This is a genomic window from Kitasatospora sp. NPDC056181, from assembly GCF_042266225.1.
GTDB lineage: Bacteria > Actinomycetota > Actinomycetes > Streptomycetales > Streptomycetaceae > Kitasatospora.
Window position 1 is genome coordinate 70,269 of record NZ_JBHJUK010000014.1, and the last position, 19,225, is coordinate 89,493.

Here is a 19,225-nt window from a genome sequence, read left to right on the forward strand (position 1 = left end):
CACCAATATTATATACCCCCCCCCCCCCGACCCCCGCCCCCGGGGGCGGGCGCGCCTGTGGGTGGCTGTGGGGGTTGTTGTGGCTGTGGCCCCCACGCCCGCCCCCCCCACAACCGCTCCGACGCCCGCGTTCGGGCCCGCGCCCACGCCCGCGCTGAGGCCCGCACCCGCGCCGGGGCCCACGCCCATGCCCGCGCCCGGGAATCCACTGGACGCCGCGAGCCGTGCGGAGGCGTCCCGGGGGCCGAAGCCGCTGGAGGTACCGCCGAACCGGCCGCTGCCGGACCACCCGATCCGGCTCGCGCTGCTGGACCTGATCGCCACCTGGGGGAAGATCACCTCCAACCAGGCGGCGCAGCATCTGCACCAGAGCTCCGGCACCTGTTCGTTCCACCTGCGCCAGCTCGCCCGCTACGGCCTGATCGAGGAGGCGCCCACCGTCGACGGCCGCTCGCGCCCCTGGCGGCTGCGCTGGGAGGGCTCGCTGCTGCCCGGCGAGGCCACCAGGCCGGCCGGCGCGCCGGGCTCGTCCGACGCCGGGGCCTCCTCCGCCCAGGCCGCACCGCAGTCCCGGCGGCTCGCCCCCGGCCCGGCCGCCGGTCTGGCGGAGGACTTCACGGAGGATCTTGAGGACACCAGCTACCGCCAGTGGCTGGCCCACCGGGCGCGGGCCCCCGCCGAGTGGCAGCGTGACGAGGCGTCGAGCGACGTCCTCCACCTCACCCCCGAGGAGCTGGCCGACCTCGGTGCCGCCGTCCGCGCCCTGCTCGCCCCCTACCGGCGCCGCGAGCCGGCCCCCGGCACCCGCCCGGTGGCCGCGGTCACCCGCTTGTTCCCGTTGCTCGACCACCCGTCGGAGGGCGACAGCCGGCCGTAGCGGCCTTGGGCGGGCCCGCTGTACGAACCGCCCTACGACGGTGGGGCACGACCCGCTGAGCGGCCACGGGCCCGCCGCCCGGCCCGCGCCGGACGACGGGCCCGTTCACCCCGGGTCACTGCTCCGGAACCCCGGCGTCGCCGCTTCGGCCCCGTTGCGCCGGGCCTCTTGCGGCGGGCCCGTTGCACCAGGCCTCTTAACGCCAGGCCTCTTGCTCCGGGGCCCGTTATCCAGGCCTCTTGCGGCGGGCCCGCCGCTCCGGACCCGCCGCTCCGGGGCCGGAGCCGCGTCAGCCCTCCGACCGGTCCCGCAGGCGTGGCAGCGGTACGGCGAGAAGCGCCGCCAACAGCGCGATCCGGGGGGCCAGCTGGTCGATCCGGATGTGCTCGTGCCGTGCGTGTGCCCCGGCGCCGACCGCGCCGAAGCCGTCCAGCGTCGGCAACCCGCGCGACCCGGGCAGGTTGGTGTCCCCGGCCCCGCCGGCCGGTGCGCCGTCCAACTGCTGCCCGAGTACCGCCGCGAGGGAACGGACGTGCCGCAGCAGCGGGTTGGCCGAGCGTTCCTGCCAGGCCGGCCGGCTGGACAGCACCTCCGTCCGAACCCGGGCCCCCGGGCGCAGCGCGGTGAGGCGGGCCAGGCTGTCGAGGGTGCGGCGCTGTGCCTCGGCGGTGGCGAAGCGCAGACCGAGTTCGGCCTCGGCGCGGCCGGCGATGACGTTGGCCCGGGTGCCGCCGCTGATCCGCCCGGCGTTGAGTTCGGTGCCGGGCTGGCCGGCGAGTCCGCGGACCGCGACCAGCTGGTCGACGAGTTCGTCCACCGCGGAGACGCCCTGGGACGCGTCGTTCCCGGCGTGCGCCTCGCGCCCGGTGACGGTGAGCCGTACCCGGGTGCTGCCGCGGCGGGCGGTCTTGAGCCGTCCGTCCGGATGGGGCGGTTCGAGACCCAGGACGGCTGCCGCACCGCGCAGTTGGCGCTCGACCAGTCGCCGGCCGTCGGGGCTGCCGACCTCCTCGTCCGAGACGACCACCAGCCGGACGGTGCGGTGCGGGCGTTGCCCGAGATCGGCGAGCAGGGCGAGGGCGCCCTCCAGGATGGCGAGTCCGCCCTTCATGTCGACGACGCCGGGGCCGCTGAGAGTGCCGTCCTGTTCGGTGACCGGCCAGTCGTTGAGGATGCCGGCCGGCCAGACGGTGTCGTGGTGGCCGACCACGAGGAGGTGCGGCAAGCTCTCGTCCTGGCCGTCCCACTGGAGGACGAGGTGGTCCCCGGCCGGGCCGGGCTCACGGTGGACGGCGGCGCCGGTGGCACGGAATCCTGCGGCCAACTCCTCGGCGAGGGCGTTGAGTCGGGGGGCGTCGCCGCTGGGCGACTCGATCCGGGCGAGATCTGCGCAGCGGCGGCGGACGGCGCCGGCCAGGGTGCGGGCACGTGAGCTGAGGGCCTGCGGCAGTCCGGGGAGGGCGGCGGTGGGGCCTGCTTGGCCGTCGCTGTCGGTGGCGGGCGGGGTGGCTGCTGGTGCACTCGTCGGGACCGTCGGCGGGACCAGCGCGGTGACGGTCATGGCGACGCCCTTGGTGACGCCGGCAGTGACGGTAGCCGACCCGGTTGCCGTTGCCGTCGATGTTGCCGTTGCCGTTGCCGTCGATGTGGCGGCGGCAGTCGTGGTGACCGTGGCGGTGGTGACCGTGGCGGGCGGGGCGGTGGCGGGCGGGGCGGGTGGGAGTGCCGTGGTCGTGGTCGCGGCGGTCGCTCCGGTGAAGGCCCCGACTCCCGTGCCCAGGACGGGAACCACGGCCGACGCAGCTGCGGAGACCGGTGCGGCGGCGGAGGCGGAGCTGGTGGCAGTGGCGGCGGCAGTGGCCGGGGGGCGCGTGGCTTCGGTGGTCTCGGTCGGCGCCGCGGCCGGCCGGACGGCTTGGGGACTCAACGCTCGCCTCCGCGGCCGCCGCCGGTATTCAGCGGCCGCACCGGCCGGCCGGACCAGCCCGGGTGCCCGGACCAACCGGGGCGTGCGGCCCCGGCCAGGCGTAGGGCCCGCCAGGGCGGCCCGTCTGGCCCAAGTGCGGTGGAACGGCTGGGCGGCATGCTTGGCATTGCGTCCTCCTCGCTCGATCCGGTGGCCCCGGTCGGCCCGGAGCCCCGTGGACGGCGGCTTCGATGCGGCGGGCACAGTGACTGCACCGCTGCAGGGAAGCCGAGATGTGAGCCTAGAAGAACCGTTCGGTTTCCTGCGAGGTGGCCCTGCTCCCAGCGTGCCGGAGGCCGGGCCCGCCTCGGGCGCCCGCCTTCGATCGGTGGCAGGCGTACGGCGCGCGGGCCTGGGTCGGCGCGCGAGCGCGGTCGCCGGATCGCGCCCATCTCCACCATGGACCCCGCGCCCGGGTTCGGCAGCGCAAACGGCCAAGGCACGGCATTTCCACGCCGGATGGGTGACAGCGGCTCAGCGCTCGATACCAGACGACGGGTCTCTGGACGGGGGTTAAGGGCACGAGGGTTGCGGACGGACGGATACGCACGGAGGTGTCGCGGGGTGGACTTCGAGGGCGAGCGGTGGTCAGCAGCCGACGCCCTCGGCCAGTGTCCATCGGTCGATGCCGTCCGTTCCTGCCGTCCTTCCCTGCCGTCCGCCCCCTGCTGTCAGTCGCCGTCGCCAGCCGCCTCCGTCAGCCCCCGTCGTCGACGACTCCGGCGTCGCGGGCGAGCAGCGCGGCCTGGACGCGGTTGCCGACCCCGAGTGCGGTGAGGATTCGGCTGACATGGGCCTTGACGGTGCTCTCCCGCATCCCGAGCACGCCGGCGATCTCGGCGTTGGACAGCCCGCGCGCGAGTTCGCGGAGTACGTCCGTCTCGCGCGGGGTGAGCCCGGCTGCGCGGGTGCGGGCAGCGACCGAACGCGGTGCGCCGCTGCGGTGGTAGCGGTCGATGAGGCGACGGGCGGCCGACGGGTGCAGCATCCCCTGGCCGTCCGCCACGATGTGGACGGCGCGGGCGATCTCGGCGGGCGGGGTGTCCTTGAGCAGGAAGCCGTCGGCGCCGGCGGCGAGCGCCTGGTAAACGTACTCGTCCAGGTCGAAGGTGGTCAGCGCGATCACGCGCGGGGCGTCGGGCAACTCGCGCAGGCGGCGGGTGGCGGCGATGCCGTCGAGCCGGGGCATCCGGATGTCCATCAGGGCGACGTCGATGCGTTGGCGGCGGGCGAGCTCCACGGCCTGCAGTCCGTCGGCGGCTTCGGCGACCACGGTGAGGGCCGGGTCCTGGCTGAGCAGGTCGACGAGGCCGAGGCGGACCAGCGCGTCGTCGTCCACCACCATGGTGCGGATCATGCGCCGTCTCCAGGTCGGGCCGGCCGGGGCTCGGGGGGTGGGGCGGGCGGATGCCCGGGCGAGGGGAGACGGGCGGCGAGGCGGAAGCCGCCGTGCCCGTCGGCGCCGGCGTCGAGGTGGCCGCCGAGCGCGCCGACCCGTTCGGCGAGCCCGACCAGCCCGTACCCGCCGCCGGTACTGGCCCCGGACGGCGCCGGACGGCCGGGGCCGTTGAGCACCTCGACGGTGGTCGCCGGGGCGCCGTAGCGGACGCAGACCGAAACGGGTGCGGTGTGCGCGTACTTACGGGCGTTGGTGAGCGCCTCCTGGACCAGCCGGTGAACGGCCAGCCGGTGGGTGGTCGGGACGGTCTCCGGGTCACCGGTGAGGGTGAGCGCGACCTTCTGCCCGGCCGCGGCGGCCTCACCGACGAGTTCGGTGAGATCCCGCAGGGCGGGCGCTGCCACGGGAACGAGGGGATGGACGGAGTCGGGCCGGGACGGTGTGGTCCCGGACAGGCGGTGTGCTGCCGCGGTCGCCGCGACGTGCCGCGGACCGGACACCAGCGACCCCGGACGGTCGGGTGGCCGCGGCGGGTCGGGTGGCGGAGGCCCCGCGGGTAAGGGCGGCCCCGCCGGGAGGCGCGGCTCGTCCGGGAACCGGGGCTCGTCCGGGAGGCGCGGCTCGGACCGGAGGGCGCCGAGGACGTCGCGCAGGTCGTCGAGGGAGCGGGCGGCCGTCGCGCGGAGGAGCCCCAACCGGTGGGCGAGCCGGGCGGGGTCGTCGGCGACGGTGCCCGCCTCGGCCTGGTCGCGCAGCACGCCGGCGTGCAGGACGAGCAGGCTGAGGCGGTGGGCCAGGACGTCGTGCATCTCCCTGGCGATCCTGGCGCGTTCGGCGGAGCGGGCCTGCTCGGCGCGGAGTTCGCGCTCGCGGTGCAGCGCGTCGACCTGGGCGTGCAGGGTGTGGATCAGGACACGGCGGCCGTGCAGCCAGAGGCCGAGCGAGAGGACGGCGGCTTCGACGAGCAGTTGTGAACCGACGGTTCCGGCCCAGCCGAGGAGTGAGTCGGCGCGGACCGCGCTGAGCACGGCGATGGTGGCCCCGCCCGTCATGGCGGCGCCGACCCGGCCGGTGGAGGCGAGGTGGTAGACGCTGAACAGGCCCGGGAACGCCCGGTTGAGCAGCCCTGCGGTGAGGACGGGCAGGACGGCGGCGGCGACCGGGTAGCGGCGGGCGAGGAGGAGGGACAGGGAGGAGAGGACGGCTGCCGCCATGCGCAGCGGTCGGAGGGAGGAGTCGACTGCGGCCCACTGGGCGTACGCCTCCTCGGCCGCGAGAAGGAGGACGGCGAGCAGGAGCAGGCTCTCCGCCCAGCGGCGGCGGCCGGGCGGGTACCAGCCGAGCAGGCCGGTGGCTGGCGGAGTCGGGTCGGGGTACGGAAGGTGGCCCGGGTGGCCCGGGAACGGCAGGCGGTCCACGCCCTGCACGTGGCCGGGGTGGTCCACGCCCTGCACATGGCCGGGGTGGTCGGGGTGGGCAGGGCCCTGTAGCTGGTCCGGTTGCTGCGGGTGGTCGGGGTGGCCGGGGTGCTGCGGGTGGCCTGTGGTCACGCGGTCTCCTCCCGTCGGCCTGGGCCGATGCTATGGGCCGCCCCTGCCCCTGGTCCCCCGTCCAAAGACCAGTGCCACCCTCAACTTTCGTCGGGGGTCGGCGCCGCACGCCGGCCGATTCGGGTGGGTGCGGGCGTCCCTAGCTTCGGTGTCATGACGACAGATCAGCTCGGTCCACGCCCCCACTCCCCCGCCCGGCCGTCGTACGGCCGACCCGACCGCCCTGCCGGTGACCGGTTGCTGTTCCTCGGCGAGGCGCTGCGCACGCTTCAGAGTACGGGCGCGCTCGCACCGAGCGGGCCCGAGTTGGTGAACGCCCTGGTGGTCCCGGTGACCAGCCGTCCGGACCGTCCGCTGTCGGTGCTGGAGGTCGGCGCCGGGACGGGGGTGGTGACCCGGCGCCTGGCCCAAGTGCTGCGCCCGGGCGACCGGTTGCACGTGGTCGAGGCGAATCCGCGGTTCGCGGAGCGGCTGCGCGAGGATGCGGAGCTGGCCCGGCGAGGGCCGCAGATCGGGCTGCGGCTGTCGGCCTGCCGGGTGGAGGAGCTGCCGGAGTGCGGGCCGGCGGCGGCGCGGGGCAGGAACGGGGGCACCGGCGCCTACGACGGCACCAGCACCAGCACCAGCACCGGCACGCGCACCAGCGGCACGGGCGAGCGGTACGACGTGATCGTCTCCGGTCTGCCGTTCACCAACTTCGACCCGGCTCAGGTGCAGCACATCCTGGACCTCTACCTGCGGTTGCTGGTGCCGGGCGGCGAGCTCACCTACTTCGGGTACCTGGGCACGACGGCGGCGCGGACGCTGGCCTCGGGACCGCGGCGCGGGGCGCGGCACCGCGCGGTGGTTCGGCTGCTGCGGCGGTTCGAGGCGGCGTACGGGCTGGGGAACCGGACGGTGTGGCGCAACCTGCCGCCGGCCCGGGCCCAGCTGCTGCGCGCTCCGGGCTGCGGCCGGGCGCCGCAGCCGACCGCCGGTGCGCCCGCCGGTCCGTCCGCGGGGGCGCCGGCCCGGTCGACGGGCGGGGCGGCGGGCGGCGCTCGATGATGGACCGGGGCCGGCCCCGGCTCCGCGTCCGGCAGCGAGGAGCCTCCGATGACCGTCACGGTACGCGACGTCGAAGCCAACAGCCGCTTCGAGGCCTGGGCGGGCGACACCCTGGCCGGGTTCGCCGAGTACATGCGCAGCGACCACCTGGTGGTGTACCCGCACACGCTGGTGGAGCGGGCCTTCGAGGGGCAGGGGGTGGGCGGCGCACTGGCCCGGGCCGCCCTCGACGACGCCCGCAGGCGCGGGCTGCCGGTACTGGCGACGTGCCCGTTCATCAAGGCCTGGATGCTGCGCCACCCCGAGTACGCGGATCTCGCGTACGAGAACCACAGCCGGGTCTCCGACTGATGGGCGGCGAGGAGGCCGGCGGGGAGACCGACCGGGGCACGGGCGGGACCACCGGGCAGGAGACGGACCGGGCGGCCGGGCAGGAGACGGGCGGGCGCCGCCGGCCGGGCGCGAGGACGTACGAGGCCGCGGGGATCGCCGTCTCCTTCGACCCGCAGGTGTGCCGGCACGCGGCCGAGTGCGTCCGGGGGCTGGCGTCGGTCTTCGACACGGCGCGGCGGCCGTGGATCACGCCGGACGCGGCGGAGCCGGGGGTGGTCGCGGAGGTGGTGCGGCGCTGCCCGACGGGTGCGCTCCGCTACCGGCTGGCGGACGGCGGGACGGAGGTGCCGGAGCGGCCTACGTCGGTGCGGCGGACGCCGGACGGGCGGCTGCTGCTGCGTGGGGAGCTGCGGGTGACGGACTCCGGGGGTGCGGTCCGGGAGACGCCGAGGGCGATGCTGTGCGGCTGCGGGCGCAGCGCCGGGCAGCCGTACTGCGACCGGAGCGGGGCGTGCGGCGGCGGGCAGGACGGTGTGGCACGGGACGGCCGTCCGTCGGCGGCGGCGGCTGACAGATAACAGAAGACAGATAACAGATGACCACTGACAGATTTTGAATTCTGTCAGCGCTGGTGCCATAGTGGAACGCGGCCGCCCACCACCTCCGGCCACCCCACCCCTCCCCCGTCAGGAGCACCCCGTGTCCACCTCCCCCCGGATCCGCCGCCGCGCCCTCGGCTCCACCGGCCTCACCACTTCCGTCCTCGGCCTCGGCTGCATGGGCATGTCAGACCTCTACGGCCCGGCCGACGAGGCGGAGAGCGTCGCCACCATCCACGCCGCGCTCGACGCAGGCGTCACCCTGCTCGACACCGGCGACTTCTACGGCATGGGCCACAACGAGTTGCTGATCCACGACGCGCTGCGCGGCCGCGACCGCGACAGTGTCCGGATCAGCGTGAAGTTCGGCGCCCAGCGCGGGCCCGACGGCCAGTGGCTCGGCTACGACGCCCGGCCCGCCGCCACCAAGACCGCCCTCGCCTACACCCTGCGCCGCCTGCGCACCGACTACATCGACGTCTACCGCCCGGCCCGCCTCGACCCGAACGTCCCGGTCGAGGAGACCGTCGGCGCGATCGCCGACCTGGTCGAGGCCGGCTACGTCCGCCACATCGGCCTCTCCGAGGTCGGCGCCGACACACTGCGCCGCGCCGCCTCCGTCCACCCGATCAGCGACCTCCAGATCGAGTACTCGCTCCTCTCGCGTTCGGTCGAGGACGAGATCCTCCCCGCCGCACGCGAGCTGGGCATCGGCGTCACGGCGTACGGGGTACTGTCGCGCGGCCTGCTCAGCGGCCACTGGAACAACGACCGTGCTCTCTCCGGCGCGGACTTCCGTGGCCACAGCCCCCGCTTCCAGGGCGAGAACCTCGCCCACAACCTCAACCTCGTCGAGGCGCTGCGCGCGGTCGCCGCCGAGCGGGGCGCCAGTGTCGCCCAGGTCGCGATCGCGTGGGTCGCCTCGCGCGGCGAGGACATCGTGCCGCTGGTCGGCGCCCGCCGCCGCGACCGGCTCGCCGAGGCCCTCGGCGCCCTGGAGGTCACGCTCACCGGGTCGGACCTCGCCGCCATCGAGGCCGCCGTCCCGGCCGGGTCCGCCGCCGGGGACAGGTACGCTGCCGCTCAGATGGCCCACCTCGACAGCGAGCGCTGACCGCGGCACCCGCCCCGGCCGCCGGTCCGCCGCCGGGGCCGGGCGGTCACCGCACCACAGGCGCACCGGACCGGCCCGTACCACCCCCGCACCACCGCACATCCACACATCCGCGCCACCGCACATCCACACCGCACCGCACCACCGGGCCGGCCGCGCCACCCCGTCAGCCGCACACCGCCAACCGCATCACCGTTAGGACGTACCTCCCCGTGACCACGGACAGCGCACTCACCCCCGAGCAGATCCTGAGCGCGACGGAGGACGTCCTCAGGCGGTTCGGACCGGCCAAGGCGACGGTCGTGGACGTCGCCCGGACCCTCGGTGTCAGCCACAGCAGCGTCTACCGGTTCTTCCCGAGCAAGGCGGCGCTGCGCGAGGCCGTCACCCAGCGCTGGCTCGACCAGGCCCACCACGACCTGCAGTCCATCGCCGCCACGCCCGGGCCGGCCGTCGACCGGCTGCACCGCTGGCTGGAGACGCTGTTCGCCGCCAAGCGGAGGAAGGCGCTCGACGACCCGCAGCTGTTCGCGACGTACATGACGCTGGTCTCGGAGAACAGCAGCACCGTCGAGAAGCACATCGACACCCTGCTCGGGCAGATCGGCCGGATCGTCCAGGACGGCGTCGGGTCCGAGGAGTTCAGGCCCGCCGAGACGGCTTCGACGGCCCGCGCCGTCTTCGAGGCGACGGCCCACTTCCACGACCCGGCCTACGCCCCCGAGTGGGCCGACCCGAACGCCGGGGAGCGGTTCGAAGCCCTCTGGACGCTCATCCTCGGCGGTCTCCGCGCCCACGAGGACCCGTCCGGCAGGTGATCACCCGGAGGGTTCGCGCAGCCCGGCGGCCGGCGACGCGGGCACGCACCCCGGGTAGCAGCCCGGCGGCCGGCGACGCGGGCACGCACCCCGGGTAGCAGCCCGGCGGCCGGCGACGCGGGCACGCACCCCGGGGAACGCGCCGGGCCGGGCGCTCAGAGCCCGGCGAGCGCGGACAGGCGGACCGCCTCGTCCTCGGACAGCGACCGGATCGGCTCGCCGGTCACGACCTGCCGCTTGGACTTCCACCCCCGCAGCCAGAGGCCGGTCGCCCAGCTCACTTCGAGCTCGTCGCGTCCGAACCGCCGGCCGGCCACGTCCTGGTACGCCGAGAGGAACGCCGCCGACTCCTCCACGGAGGGGGCCACCCAGGCCGCGGCGATGCCCACGACAACCGCCTCGGTGTCCACGATCGCGCTGTCCCAGTCGTACGCGACGTGGAGCTCCTCACCGCGCCAGCGGAAGTTGTTCCGGTGCCAGTCGCCGTGGCCGACGACCTTCGGCGCCTGCCAGCCGGCGATCCGTTCGTGCGCACCCTTCCCGGCCCGTTCGAGCCAGTCCGGGCCGGTCACCGAGTGGAAGGGACGGTCGACGTCCTCGGCGGTCGACCACACTCCGGGCCCGTCGTGGTCCCAGCGGTTCCAGGACGGCTTGGGTTCGAGGTCGACGCGCGGGGCCATCGGGGCGGCGATGCGCACCATCGCTTCGAGCGCCACCGCGTACGGCCGCGGATCGTGCCCCGAGGACGGGAGTTCGCCGCCTCCCCCGACCAGCGATTCGACGGTGGCGGTCCACCTCCCGAACGGGGTGGGCGGCAGCACCGGCTCGGGAGCCGGAAAGCCGGCGGTGTGCAGGAGGCTCTGGACGGCGAAGCAGCCTTCGAGGCGGGCGGCCGGCTCGCGGACCTTGACGACGACCTCCCGGCCGTCGGCGAGCAGGACGCCGGTCACGGCCCCGAGCCGACCGCTCCGGAAGCGCTCGGCCGCGATCCTCGATCCGAGGTGCCGCGAGCACCACTCGTCGAGCGTCCTGCCATCGACACGGGGGAAGTCCATGGTTCGGACCCTACTCATCGATTTCGAACCGTCACAAGATCAGTTATCGGACAGCGCCTGGCACGCGCCCGCGGAGTCACGCCAGGGCATCCCTTCCGGCCCCCGCCCGCCAAGGAGGCGCCACGCAGGGCCGAGCGCCACAGGCCCGCGCCACGCAGGCCCGGCCGGCGACGACTCGACCCACCGGTAAATCCACCCACCAGTAAATCCATCCACCGTTAAATCCACTCGCCGGTCGGCACCACGACCCGGCAGACTGGCGCGCACAGTTGATCTCACCTGGAGGATGACATGCGCGCCACCGTTCCCACCCTGGACAGCCTGCAGGGGCTCGCCCTCGGGGACGCCTTCGGCGACCGCTGGTTCTCCGTCTCCCCGGACGAGGCGCCCGCTGCCCTGGCGGCCCGGCTGCCCCGCCCGGCGCCCTGGCACTGGACCGACGACACCGCGATGGCGCTCGTCCTGGTCCGGCACCTGGTCCACAACGGCGAGGTGGTGCAGGACGCGCTGGCCCGGGAGTTCGCCGGGGAGTACGCCGCCGAGTACGGCCGCAAGTACGGGCCGTCGATGCACGGCGTGCTGCGCGACATCGGTGCCGGCGCCGACTGGCGGACCGTCACCGCGCAGCAGTTCGGCGGCCAGGGCTCGTACGGGAACGGCGCCGCGATGCGGGTCGCGCCGCTCGGCGCCTGGTTTTCCGACGACCTCGACACCGTCGCCCGGCAGGCCGAACTGCAGGCGCTCACCACGCACTTCCACCCGGAGGCGGTGACGGGCGCGGTCGCGGTCGCCCTCGCGGCGGCGCTCGCCGCCCGCAGCCGCGGCGGCCGCCCGCCGGGGCGGGCCGAGCTGCTGACCGAGGTGGCCGGCCGGCTGCCCGACAGCGATGTCCGCTCCGGGCTGCGGACCGCCGCCCGCCTGCCCGGGCACACCACCGTCCGGCACGCCGCGACCGTCCTCGGCTCGGGTTTCCAGATCTCCGCCCCGGACACCGTCCCGTTCGCCCTCTGGTCCGCCGCGGGGCAGTTGGACTCCCTGCCCGAGGCGATCTGGCAGACCCTGGAGGGCTGGGGCGACATGGACACCACCTGCGCGATCGCGGCCGGCGTGGTCGCCGCCCGGACCGGCCTCACCGGCGTGCCCGCCGCCTGGCCGGCCGCCCGCGAGGACCTGCCCGGCTGGGTCGCCGAGGTCTGACGCGGCCGGGATCCATCCGGCCGGGCCCGGCCCGGCGTCGGCCCGCCATCGGCCCGGCGTCAGCCTCTGGCCGACGTCAGGTCAGCAGCCGACGTCAGGTCGGCAGCCGGCGTCAGGTCAGCGGCGGGCGTCAGGTCAGCGGCGGGAGTTGCCGAAGAGGATCCGGTACAGCACCAGCAGCACCAGCGCCCCGCCGATCGCCGACACCCAGGTGGCCAGGTCGAAGAAGTGCGTGGCCACCGGGCGGTGCAGGAAGTGCGAGGAGATCCAGCCGCCCACGAAGGAGCCGGCGATGCCGATCAGGGTGGTCACCACCAGGCCGCCCGGGTCCCGGCCCGGCAGCAGCAGCTTGGCCAGGGCTCCGGCCACCAGGCCCAGCACGATCCACGCGACGATGCCCATACGTCCTCCCGCCCTCCTGCGACGGCGGCCCCGTCCGGACCGCCCTGCCGCGAAGGACGCGCCCGTGCGCCCCCGCGGTTCCGGTGCGCCGGGCGTGGCACCCGTCACCCTCGCGGCCCGCGCCGCGATACTGCGGCCATGCGCATCCTGATCGCCACCGCCGGCTCGCGGGGCGACGTCGCCCCCTTCACCGGGCTCGGCGCCCGGCTCCGCGCAGCCGGCCACGAGGTCGCCGTCGCGACCCACGACACCTTCGCCGGCCCTGTCCGCGCAGCCGGACTGGAGTTCCGCGCCCTGCCCGTCGACCCGCGTGCCGAACTGGCCTCCACCGCCGGCCAGCGTCTCCTCCGGGCCGGCGCCGGACCGCTCGCCGTCCTCCAACTCCTGCGCCTGGGACGGTCCTTCATGCCGGCCCTCGGCGACGGCATCGCTGCGGCGACCGAGCAGGGCGCCGACCTCCTCCTGACCACCAGCACCACCTCCGCGCTCGGCCAGGTCGTCGCCGAGGCCGCCGGCATCCCCACCCTCGGCCTCTTTCTCCAACCCCTCTCCCCCACGAGGGAGTTCGCTCCCGCCGTCACCGGCACCCGGTCACTGGGCCGCACCGGGAACCTGCTCGCCGGCCACGCCGTCCAGGCCGCCACCGACCGCCTCTTCGCCCCCGCGGTGCGCCGGCTCCGGCGCCGGCTGGGCCTGCCGGCGCGCGGCGTCGCGCGGTCCCGGCGTCACCACCCCGTTCTGCACGGCTTCTCCCCCGTCGTCGTCCCGCGCCCCGCCGACTGGCGCCCCGGTCTGGACGTGGCCGGCTACTGGTGGCCCCGTCCCGACCCCGGCTGGCAACCCCGGCCCGAACTGGCCGACTTCCTCGCCGCCGGCCCTCCGCCCGTCTTCGTCGGCTTCGGCAGCCTGGTCGTCCCCGACCCGGAGCGCGTCACCGCCACCGTCCTCGCCGCCGTACGGACGGCCCGCGTCCGCGCCGTCGTCCAGTCCGGCTGGAGCGGCCTGGCCGCACCGGACGGCGACACCGTCCTCACCATCGGCGACGCCCCGCACGAATGGCTCTTCCCGCGCACGGCCGCCGTCGTCCACCACGCGGGCGCCGGGACCACCGCCGCCACCCTCCGCTCCGGCACGCCCGCCGTCCCCGTCCCCGCCCAGCTCGACGCGCCCTTCTGGGCCGCGCGCCTCACCCGCCTCGGCGTCTCCCCCGGGCCGGTCCCCCTCCCGGACCTCACGCCGGCCCGCCTGGCCGCGGCGATCCGGCAGGCCGTCGACGACCCCCGCCACCGCACCCGCGCCCGGGCGGTCGCGGCGGCCCTGCGCGGGGAGGACGGCACCGCCAAGGTCCTCGCCGCCGTCGACCGGCTCACCGGCTGAGCCGCACCCCGCCGAACCAGGCCCCGCCGAACCAGGCCCCGCCGAGCACCGCCCCAACGAGCCCGGCCCGGGCGGGTACCGCCCCGCCGAACCCCGCCCGGGCCGGCACCGTCCGGGCGTCAGTCCCGCCGGCCGCGCCCCGTCGTCACGGTGAGCGCCGTGTAGAGGGCCAGGGACGAGGCGACGCCGACGGCCCAGCCGTAGTCGGCGAGGGGTTTGAGGAGCGGGACGAGGCCGTCCGCCGGGAACGGGCCGCCGTAGGAGCCGCCGACGGAGAGGAGGCCACCGGCCAGCAGGGCGACGACGGCGCGCCAGTTCCAGCCGGCCGCGTACCAGTACGCGCCGTGCGGGCGGTAGAGGTCGGCGAGGTGGAGCCGGGTGCGGCGCAGCAGCCAGTAGTCGGCGACGAGGATGCCGGCGACGGTGCCGAGCAGGCCGCCGACGACGCCGAGCCAGGTGAAGATGTAGACGTGCGGGTCGGAGATCAGCTTCCAGGGGAAGATCGCGATCCCGACAACGCCCGTGACCAGTGCCCCGGTACGGAAGTCGACGAGACGGGGCAGCAGGTTGGCGAGGTCGTAGGCGGGTGAGACGACGTTGGCCGCGATGTTGACCGACAGGGTCGCGACGAGGACGGTCAGCAGCGCGAACAGGATGCCGGCCGGGTTCTCCATCTTGGCGGCGAGCGCGATCGGGTCCCAGACGGGTTCGCCGTAGACGGCCTGGGAGCCGGAGGTGACCAGGACGGAGAGCAGCGCGAAGAGGGTCATCGTCGTCGGCAGGCCGAGGGCCTGGCCGCGGATCTGGGCGCGCTGGCTGCCGCCGAAGCGGGTGAAGTCCGGGATGTTGAGGGAGAGGGTCGACCAGAACCCGATCATGCCCATGAGCGCGGGGAAGAAGACCTTCCAGAAGTCGCCGTCCCAGCCGAGCCTGGAGGGCTGGTCGAGCAGCGGGCCGAAGCCGCCGGCCTTGACGGTGATCCAGGCGAGCAGGGCGAGGGCGCCGACGATGACGAAGGGCGCGGCCCAGTTCTCGAACCGGCGCAGGGTCTCCATGCCGCGGGCGATGACGGCCATCTCGACCAGCCAGAACAGCAGGAAGGAGAGCCACTGCGTCCACGGGTAGCCGCCGAACTCGGCCGCGGTGCGCCAGGATTCGCCGAGGAGCTTGCCGGCGAGCAGGAAGATGCCCTCGCCGCCGATCCAGGTCTGGATGCCGAACCAGGCGCAGGCGACGGCGGCCCGCAGGAGGGCGGGCAGGTTGGCGCCGCGCAGGCCGAAGGAGGCGCGGGCGAAGACCGGGAACGGGATGCCGTACTTGGTGCCGGCGTGGCCGGTGAGCAGCATCGGCGCGAGCACGATGAGGTTGGCCAGGGCGATGGTGAGGACGGCCTGTTTCCAGTCCATGCCGAGCGCGACGAGACCGGAGGCGAGGGTCCAGGAGGGGATGTTGTGGGCCATGCCGACCCAGAGGGCGAGGAAGTTGTAGGTGGTCCAGGTCCGGCGGGCGACGGGGACGGGGCGCAGGTCGTCGTTGGTGTAGCCGTTGGCGGGCAGGGCCGGGGCGGCCGGGTCCAACTCGACCCGGCCGTCGGCGTGCCGGAGCTGCGGCCCCGGCCCGTCGGCCGGGGCGCCGTCCCCTATCTCGCCGTCCCCTATCTCGCCGTCCCCTGTCTCGGCGGTCCCGGTCACGGGCGGTCGCCGTCGCGGTCGCCCCGGGGGTCGCCTTCGCTCAGCCGGGGGATGACGTCGGTTCCGTAGGCGTCGATGGTGGCTTCGACGGCGTCGTGCATGGCGTAGACGGCGAACTGGTCGACGCCGAGGGCGCGGAGCCGGTGGAGGCGTTCGAGCTGGGCGGCGGGCGGGCCGATGAGGCAGAAGCGGTCGACGATCTCGTCGGGGACGAAGGCGGTGTCGGGGTTCCCCGCCCGGCCGTGGTGGCTGTAGTCGTAGCCCTGGCGGTCCTTGATGTAGTCGGTGAGGGCGTCGGGGACGAGGGCGGAGTGCTCTCCGTAGTGGGTGACGAGGTCGGCGACGTGGTTGCCGACCATGCCGCCGAACCAGCGGCACTGTTCGCGGGCGTGGGCGAGGGCCTGCGGGGAGTCGTCGGGGGTGACGTAGGCGGGGGCGGCGACGCAGATGGTGAGGCTGTCGGGGGCGCGGCCCGCCTCGGCCGCGGCCTTGCGGACGGCCTTGATCATGAACTCGGTGAGGTACGGGTCGGCGAGCTGGAGGATGAAGCCGTCGGCCTGACGGCCGGTCAGCGCCAGCGCCTTGGGTCCGTACGCGCCCATCCAGATGGGCAGCCGGGCGCCGTCGCCGACCCAGGGCAGGTGCATCTCGGTGCCGTCCACCTCGACGGTGCGGCCCTCGGCCAGCTCCTTGATGGCGTGCATGGCCTCGGAGAGCCGGGCGAGGGTGGCGGGGTGGCGCCCGGCGACGCGCATCGCGGAGTCGCCGCGGCCGATGCCGCAGACGGTGCGGTTGCCGTACATGTCGTTGAGGGTGGCGAAGAGGGAGGCGGTGACCTCCCAGGTGCGGGTGGAGGGGTTGGTGACCATCGGGCCGACGGTCAGCCCCGTCGTCTCGGCGAGGATCCGGCTGTAGATGACGAAGGGCTCCTGCCACAGGACGCAGGAGTCGAAGGTCCAGCCGTGGGTGAAGCCGGCCTGCTCGGCGCGGATCATCCGGTCGATCAGCAGGCGGGCGGGCGGGTCGGTCTGCAGGACGAGGCCGATGTCCATGAGGTCTCCAGGGGCGTCGGGGGCGGAGGGTCTGCCCGGGGGGTGCCGGTGAGGGCGGAGGGTCAGCCCGGGGTTGCCGGGGTGTTCCGGTGGTGGCTAGGGGGTCTGCCCGGGAGTTGCCGGGCCCGGGCCCGGGGAACGCCGGACCCGGGGCCGGGAGGACCGGCCCCGAGCGGCGTGGCGGAGGTCAGACGAGGTACTGGCAGGTGTCGCGGCGCAGGAAGGTGCCGTGGCCGGCGCGGCCGAGCCACCGGCCGTCGTCGAGGACGACGGTGCCGCGGGAGAGCACCGTCCTGGCGCGGCCGGTGAGCCGGCGGCCCTCGTAGGCGGAGTAGTCGACGTTCATGTGGTGGGTGGCGGCGGAGACGGTTTGCACGGCCGTGGGGTCGTAGACGACCAGGTCGGCGTCGGCGCCGGGGGCGATGGTGCCCTTGCGCGGGTGGAGGCCGAACATCCGGGCCGGGGTGGTGCAGGCGATCTCGATCCAGCGGCGGCGGGTGAGGTGCCCGTCGACGACGGCCTGGTGGAGGAGGTCCATGCGGTTCTCCACGCCGGGCAGGCCGTTGGGGATCCTGGAGAAGTCGCCGCGGCCGAGCTCCTTCTGACCCACGTAGCAGAACGGGCAGTGGTCGGTGGAGACCACCTGGAGGTCGTTGGTGCGCAGGCCGCGCCAGAGCGCCTCCTGGTGCTCGCGGGGGCGCAGCGGGGTGCTGCACACGTACTTGGCGCCCTCGAAGCCGTCGGCGCCCTCCTCGGCGAGGTTGTCGGTGGAGAGGAAGAGGTATTGGGGGCAGGTCTCGCCGAAGACGTTGAGGCCGTCGTCGCGGGCGCGGGTGAGTTCGGCGAGCGCCGAGGCGGCGGAGACGTGGACGACGTAGAGGGGGCTGCCGGCGACCTGGGCGAGCTTGATGGCGCGGTGCGTGGCCTCGGCTTCCAGGAGTTCGCGGCGGACCTCGCCGTGGTACCGGGGGGCGGTCCGGCCGGCGGCGAGGGCCTGTTCGACCAGGACGTCGATGGCGATGCCGTTCTCCGCGTGCATCATGGTCAGCCCGCCGTTGGCGGCGCCGCGCTGCATGGCGCGCAGGATGCGGCCGTCGTCGCTGTAGAAGACGCCGGGGTAGGCCATGAAGAGCTTGAAGGAGGTGGACTCGCCGGAGTCGACGAGGGCGTCCATCTCCTTGAGGACGCCGTCGTTGACGTCGGAGACGATGGTGTGGAACGCGTAGTCGACGGCGCAGTTGCCGTCGGCCTTGGCGTGCCAGGCGTCGAGGCCTTCGCGCAGGGAGCCGCCGACGGGCTGGACGGCGAAGTCGACGATGGTGGTGGTGCCGCCCCAGGCCGCGGCGCGGGTGCCGGTCTCGAAGGTGTCGGAGGCGGCGGTGCCGCCGAAGGGCAGCTCCATGTGCGTGTGGGCGTCGACGCCGCCGGGGATGACGTAGTGGCCGGTGGCGTCGATGACGGTGTCGGCGGTCCAGGCCCTGGCGGCGTCGCTGTCGGTGGCGGCGAGGGCGACGATGCGTTCGCCCTCGACGAGGACGTCGGCGTGGAGTTCGTCGGCGGCGGTGATGACGAGGCCGCCGCGGATCACAGTACGGCTCACGGTGTTCGCCCTCCTCAGGCCTCGGTCAGGGGTCCGTAGGCCTCGGGGCGGCGGTCGCGGTAGAACGCCCACTGTTGGCGGACCTCTTCGATGAGGCCGAGGTCGAGGTCCCGGACGACGAGCTCCTCCTCCTTGTCGGAGGCGACGTCGCCGACGAACTGGCCGCGCGGGTCGACGAAGTAGGAGGTGCCGTAGAAGTCGTTGTCGCCGTACTCCTCGGTGCCGACGCGGTTGATGGCGGCGACGAAGTACTCGTTGGCGACGGCGGCGGCGGGCTGTTCGAGCTGCCAGAGGTAGGCGGAGAGGCCGCGGCTGGTGGCGGAGGGGTTGTAGACGATCTGGGCGCCGGCCAGGCCGAGGGCGCGCCAGCCCTCGGGGAAGTGGCGGTCGTAGCAGATGTAGACGCCGACCTTGCCGACGGCGGTGTCGAAGACGGGCCAGCCGAGGTTGCCGGGCTTGAAGTAGTACTTCTCCCAGAAGCCCTTGACCTGGGGGATGTGGTGCTTGCGGTACTTGCCGAGGTAGCGGCCGTCGGCGTCGATCACGGCGGCGGTGTTGTAGTAGACGCCGGGCTGGTCCTCCTCGTAGACGGGGACGACCACCACCAGGCCGAGTTCCCGGGCGAGGTCCTGCATCCGGCGGACGGTGGGGCCGTCGGGGACGGCCTCGGCCCAGCGGTAGTGCTCGGGCTCCTGGACCTGACAGAAGTAGGGGGCGTTGAAGACCTCCTGGAACCCGATGATCCCGGCTCCCTGGGCGGCGGCCTCGCGGGCGTACCGCTCGTGGAGGGCGATCATCGTCTCCTGGTCTCCGGTCCACCGGGTCTGGACGAGGGCGGCGCGGACGATCTGCGACATGGGTACCTCCGCAACTCCGCGGCCCGGCCGGGGGGTCGGGCCTGCGGTCTGAGGGTTGGCGGGGCGGTTCTGCCTGCGGGTTGACGCGTGTGTCGACGACACATCTACGTGCGTAGAACGTGGTGCGTAGACCGTAGGCCCGGCCTCGGTGGCCTGACAATACGTCGGGCGCAACGCGGCCGGGGCGATCCTCTTACGCGGACACGCGGGGTCGAGTAGATGGGATGAAACGGTCATCTACCCCGCTACCCCTCTCCTTACTCATTCGGGTGAATCCTGTGCGGGGCACTG

General features: G+C 74.6%; 17 protein-coding genes. 8 read left to right on the forward strand and 9 right to left on the reverse strand.

Going from position 1 to position 19,225, the window contains the following annotated elements; translation table 11 throughout:
- Positions 1-187: 187 nt before the first annotated feature.
- A complete protein-coding gene (locus ACFC1F_RS08750) occupies positions 188-877 on the forward strand; it encodes an ArsR/SmtB family transcription factor (protein WP_376156656.1) in 690 nt (229 codons plus the stop codon).
- A 289-nt stretch (positions 878-1,166) separates the two neighbouring features.
- On the opposite strand, the gene ACFC1F_RS08755 is transcribed toward ACFC1F_RS08750, so the two are convergent.
- From ACFC1F_RS08755 to ACFC1F_RS08765, 3 genes are all read right to left on the reverse strand, one after another.
- On the reverse strand, positions 1,167-2,438 hold the full coding sequence (locus tag ACFC1F_RS08755) for a M20 family metallopeptidase (protein WP_376156658.1): 1,272 nt from the start codon (positions 2,436-2,438) through the stop codon (positions 1,167-1,169).
- A 1,102-nt stretch (positions 2,439-3,540) separates the two neighbouring features.
- On the reverse strand, positions 3,541-4,200 hold the full coding sequence (locus ACFC1F_RS08760; RefSeq protein ID WP_376156660.1) for a response regulator: 660 nt from the start codon (positions 4,198-4,200) through the stop codon (positions 3,541-3,543).
- A complete protein-coding gene (locus ACFC1F_RS08765; RefSeq protein WP_376156662.1) occupies positions 4,197-5,792 on the reverse strand; it encodes a histidine kinase in 1,596 nt (531 codons plus the stop codon). Before ACFC1F_RS08765 ends, ACFC1F_RS08760 begins: the two co-directional genes overlap by 4 nt.
- 153 nt (positions 5,793-5,945) lie before the next feature.
- On the opposite strand from ACFC1F_RS08765, the gene ACFC1F_RS08770 reads away from it, so the two are divergent.
- The 5 genes from ACFC1F_RS08770 to ACFC1F_RS08790 all read left to right on the forward strand — a co-directional run bounded on the left by ACFC1F_RS08770 (position 5,946) and on the right by ACFC1F_RS08790 (position 9,703).
- Positions 5,946-6,839, forward strand: coding sequence for a class I SAM-dependent methyltransferase (locus ACFC1F_RS08770; protein ID WP_376156663.1), 894 nt, complete (start codon positions 5,946-5,948; stop codon positions 6,837-6,839).
- Between the two features lie 48 nt (positions 6,840-6,887).
- Positions 6,888-7,190 carry a GNAT family N-acetyltransferase gene (locus tag ACFC1F_RS08775; protein WP_376156665.1) on the forward strand — a complete coding sequence of 101 codons (303 nt, stop codon included), beginning with the start codon at positions 6,888-6,890 and terminating at the stop codon, positions 7,188-7,190.
- Positions 7,190-7,750, forward strand: a complete 561-nt coding sequence (locus ACFC1F_RS08780) for a (4Fe-4S)-binding protein (protein ID WP_376156667.1) — start codon at positions 7,190-7,192, stop codon at positions 7,748-7,750. The genes ACFC1F_RS08775 and ACFC1F_RS08780 overlap by 1 nt, the downstream gene beginning before the upstream one ends.
- A 139-nt stretch (positions 7,751-7,889) precedes the next feature.
- Positions 7,890-8,885 (forward strand): aldo/keto reductase, encoded by a 996-nt coding sequence (locus ACFC1F_RS08785; RefSeq protein ID WP_376156701.1) that lies wholly within the window; start codon positions 7,890-7,892, stop codon positions 8,883-8,885.
- Positions 8,886-9,097: 212 nt separating this feature from the next.
- The gene (locus ACFC1F_RS08790) at positions 9,098-9,703 is read left to right on the forward strand and encodes a TetR family transcriptional regulator (protein ID WP_376156669.1); all 606 of its coding nucleotides are present in this window, start codon (positions 9,098-9,100) and stop codon (positions 9,701-9,703) included.
- A 155-nt stretch (positions 9,704-9,858) separates the two neighbouring features.
- Here ACFC1F_RS08790 and ACFC1F_RS08795 read toward each other — a convergent pair whose 3' ends face one another.
- The gene (locus ACFC1F_RS08795; protein ID WP_376156671.1) at positions 9,859-10,758 is read right to left on the reverse strand and encodes a phosphotransferase; all 900 of its coding nucleotides are present in this window, start codon (positions 10,756-10,758) and stop codon (positions 9,859-9,861) included.
- A 291-nt stretch (positions 10,759-11,049) separates the two neighbouring features.
- Here ACFC1F_RS08795 and ACFC1F_RS08800 point away from each other — a divergent pair, with 291 nt between their 5' ends.
- Positions 11,050-11,955 carry an ADP-ribosylglycohydrolase family protein gene (locus ACFC1F_RS08800; protein ID WP_376156673.1) on the forward strand — a complete coding sequence of 302 codons (906 nt, stop codon included), beginning with the start codon at positions 11,050-11,052 and terminating at the stop codon, positions 11,953-11,955.
- Between the two features lie 135 nt (positions 11,956-12,090).
- Here ACFC1F_RS08800 and ACFC1F_RS08805 read toward each other — a convergent pair whose 3' ends face one another.
- Positions 12,091-12,357, reverse strand: coding sequence for a GlsB/YeaQ/YmgE family stress response membrane protein (locus tag ACFC1F_RS08805; protein ID WP_148641861.1), 267 nt, complete (start codon positions 12,355-12,357; stop codon positions 12,091-12,093).
- Between the two features lie 138 nt (positions 12,358-12,495).
- Between ACFC1F_RS08805 and ACFC1F_RS08810 the strand changes: the two genes are divergently transcribed.
- Complete coding sequence (locus ACFC1F_RS08810) at positions 12,496-13,734, forward strand: glycosyltransferase (RefSeq protein ID WP_376156675.1); 1,239 nt, start codon at positions 12,496-12,498, stop codon at positions 13,732-13,734.
- Positions 13,735-13,853: 119 nt separating this feature from the next.
- Here ACFC1F_RS08810 and ACFC1F_RS08815 read toward each other — a convergent pair whose 3' ends face one another.
- From ACFC1F_RS08815 to ACFC1F_RS08830, 4 genes are all read right to left on the reverse strand, one after another.
- Positions 13,854-15,377 (reverse strand): NCS1 family nucleobase:cation symporter-1, encoded by a 1,524-nt coding sequence (locus tag ACFC1F_RS08815; RefSeq protein WP_376156702.1) that lies wholly within the window; start codon positions 15,375-15,377, stop codon positions 13,854-13,856.
- Positions 15,378-15,421: 44 nt separating this feature from the next.
- On the reverse strand, positions 15,422-16,477 hold the full coding sequence (locus tag ACFC1F_RS08820) for a TIGR03842 family LLM class F420-dependent oxidoreductase (protein WP_376156677.1): 1,056 nt from the start codon (positions 16,475-16,477) through the stop codon (positions 15,422-15,424).
- Positions 16,478-16,664: 187 nt separating this feature from the next.
- Positions 16,665-18,077 (reverse strand): dihydropyrimidinase, encoded by a 1,413-nt coding sequence (hydA, locus tag ACFC1F_RS08825; RefSeq protein ID WP_376156679.1) that lies wholly within the window; start codon positions 18,075-18,077, stop codon positions 16,665-16,667.
- Positions 18,078-18,091: 14 nt separating this feature from the next.
- Positions 18,092-18,934 carry a nitrilase-related carbon-nitrogen hydrolase gene (locus ACFC1F_RS08830; protein ID WP_148641865.1) on the reverse strand — a complete coding sequence of 281 codons (843 nt, stop codon included), beginning with the start codon at positions 18,932-18,934 and terminating at the stop codon, positions 18,092-18,094.
- Positions 18,935-19,225: the final 291 nt, after the last annotated feature.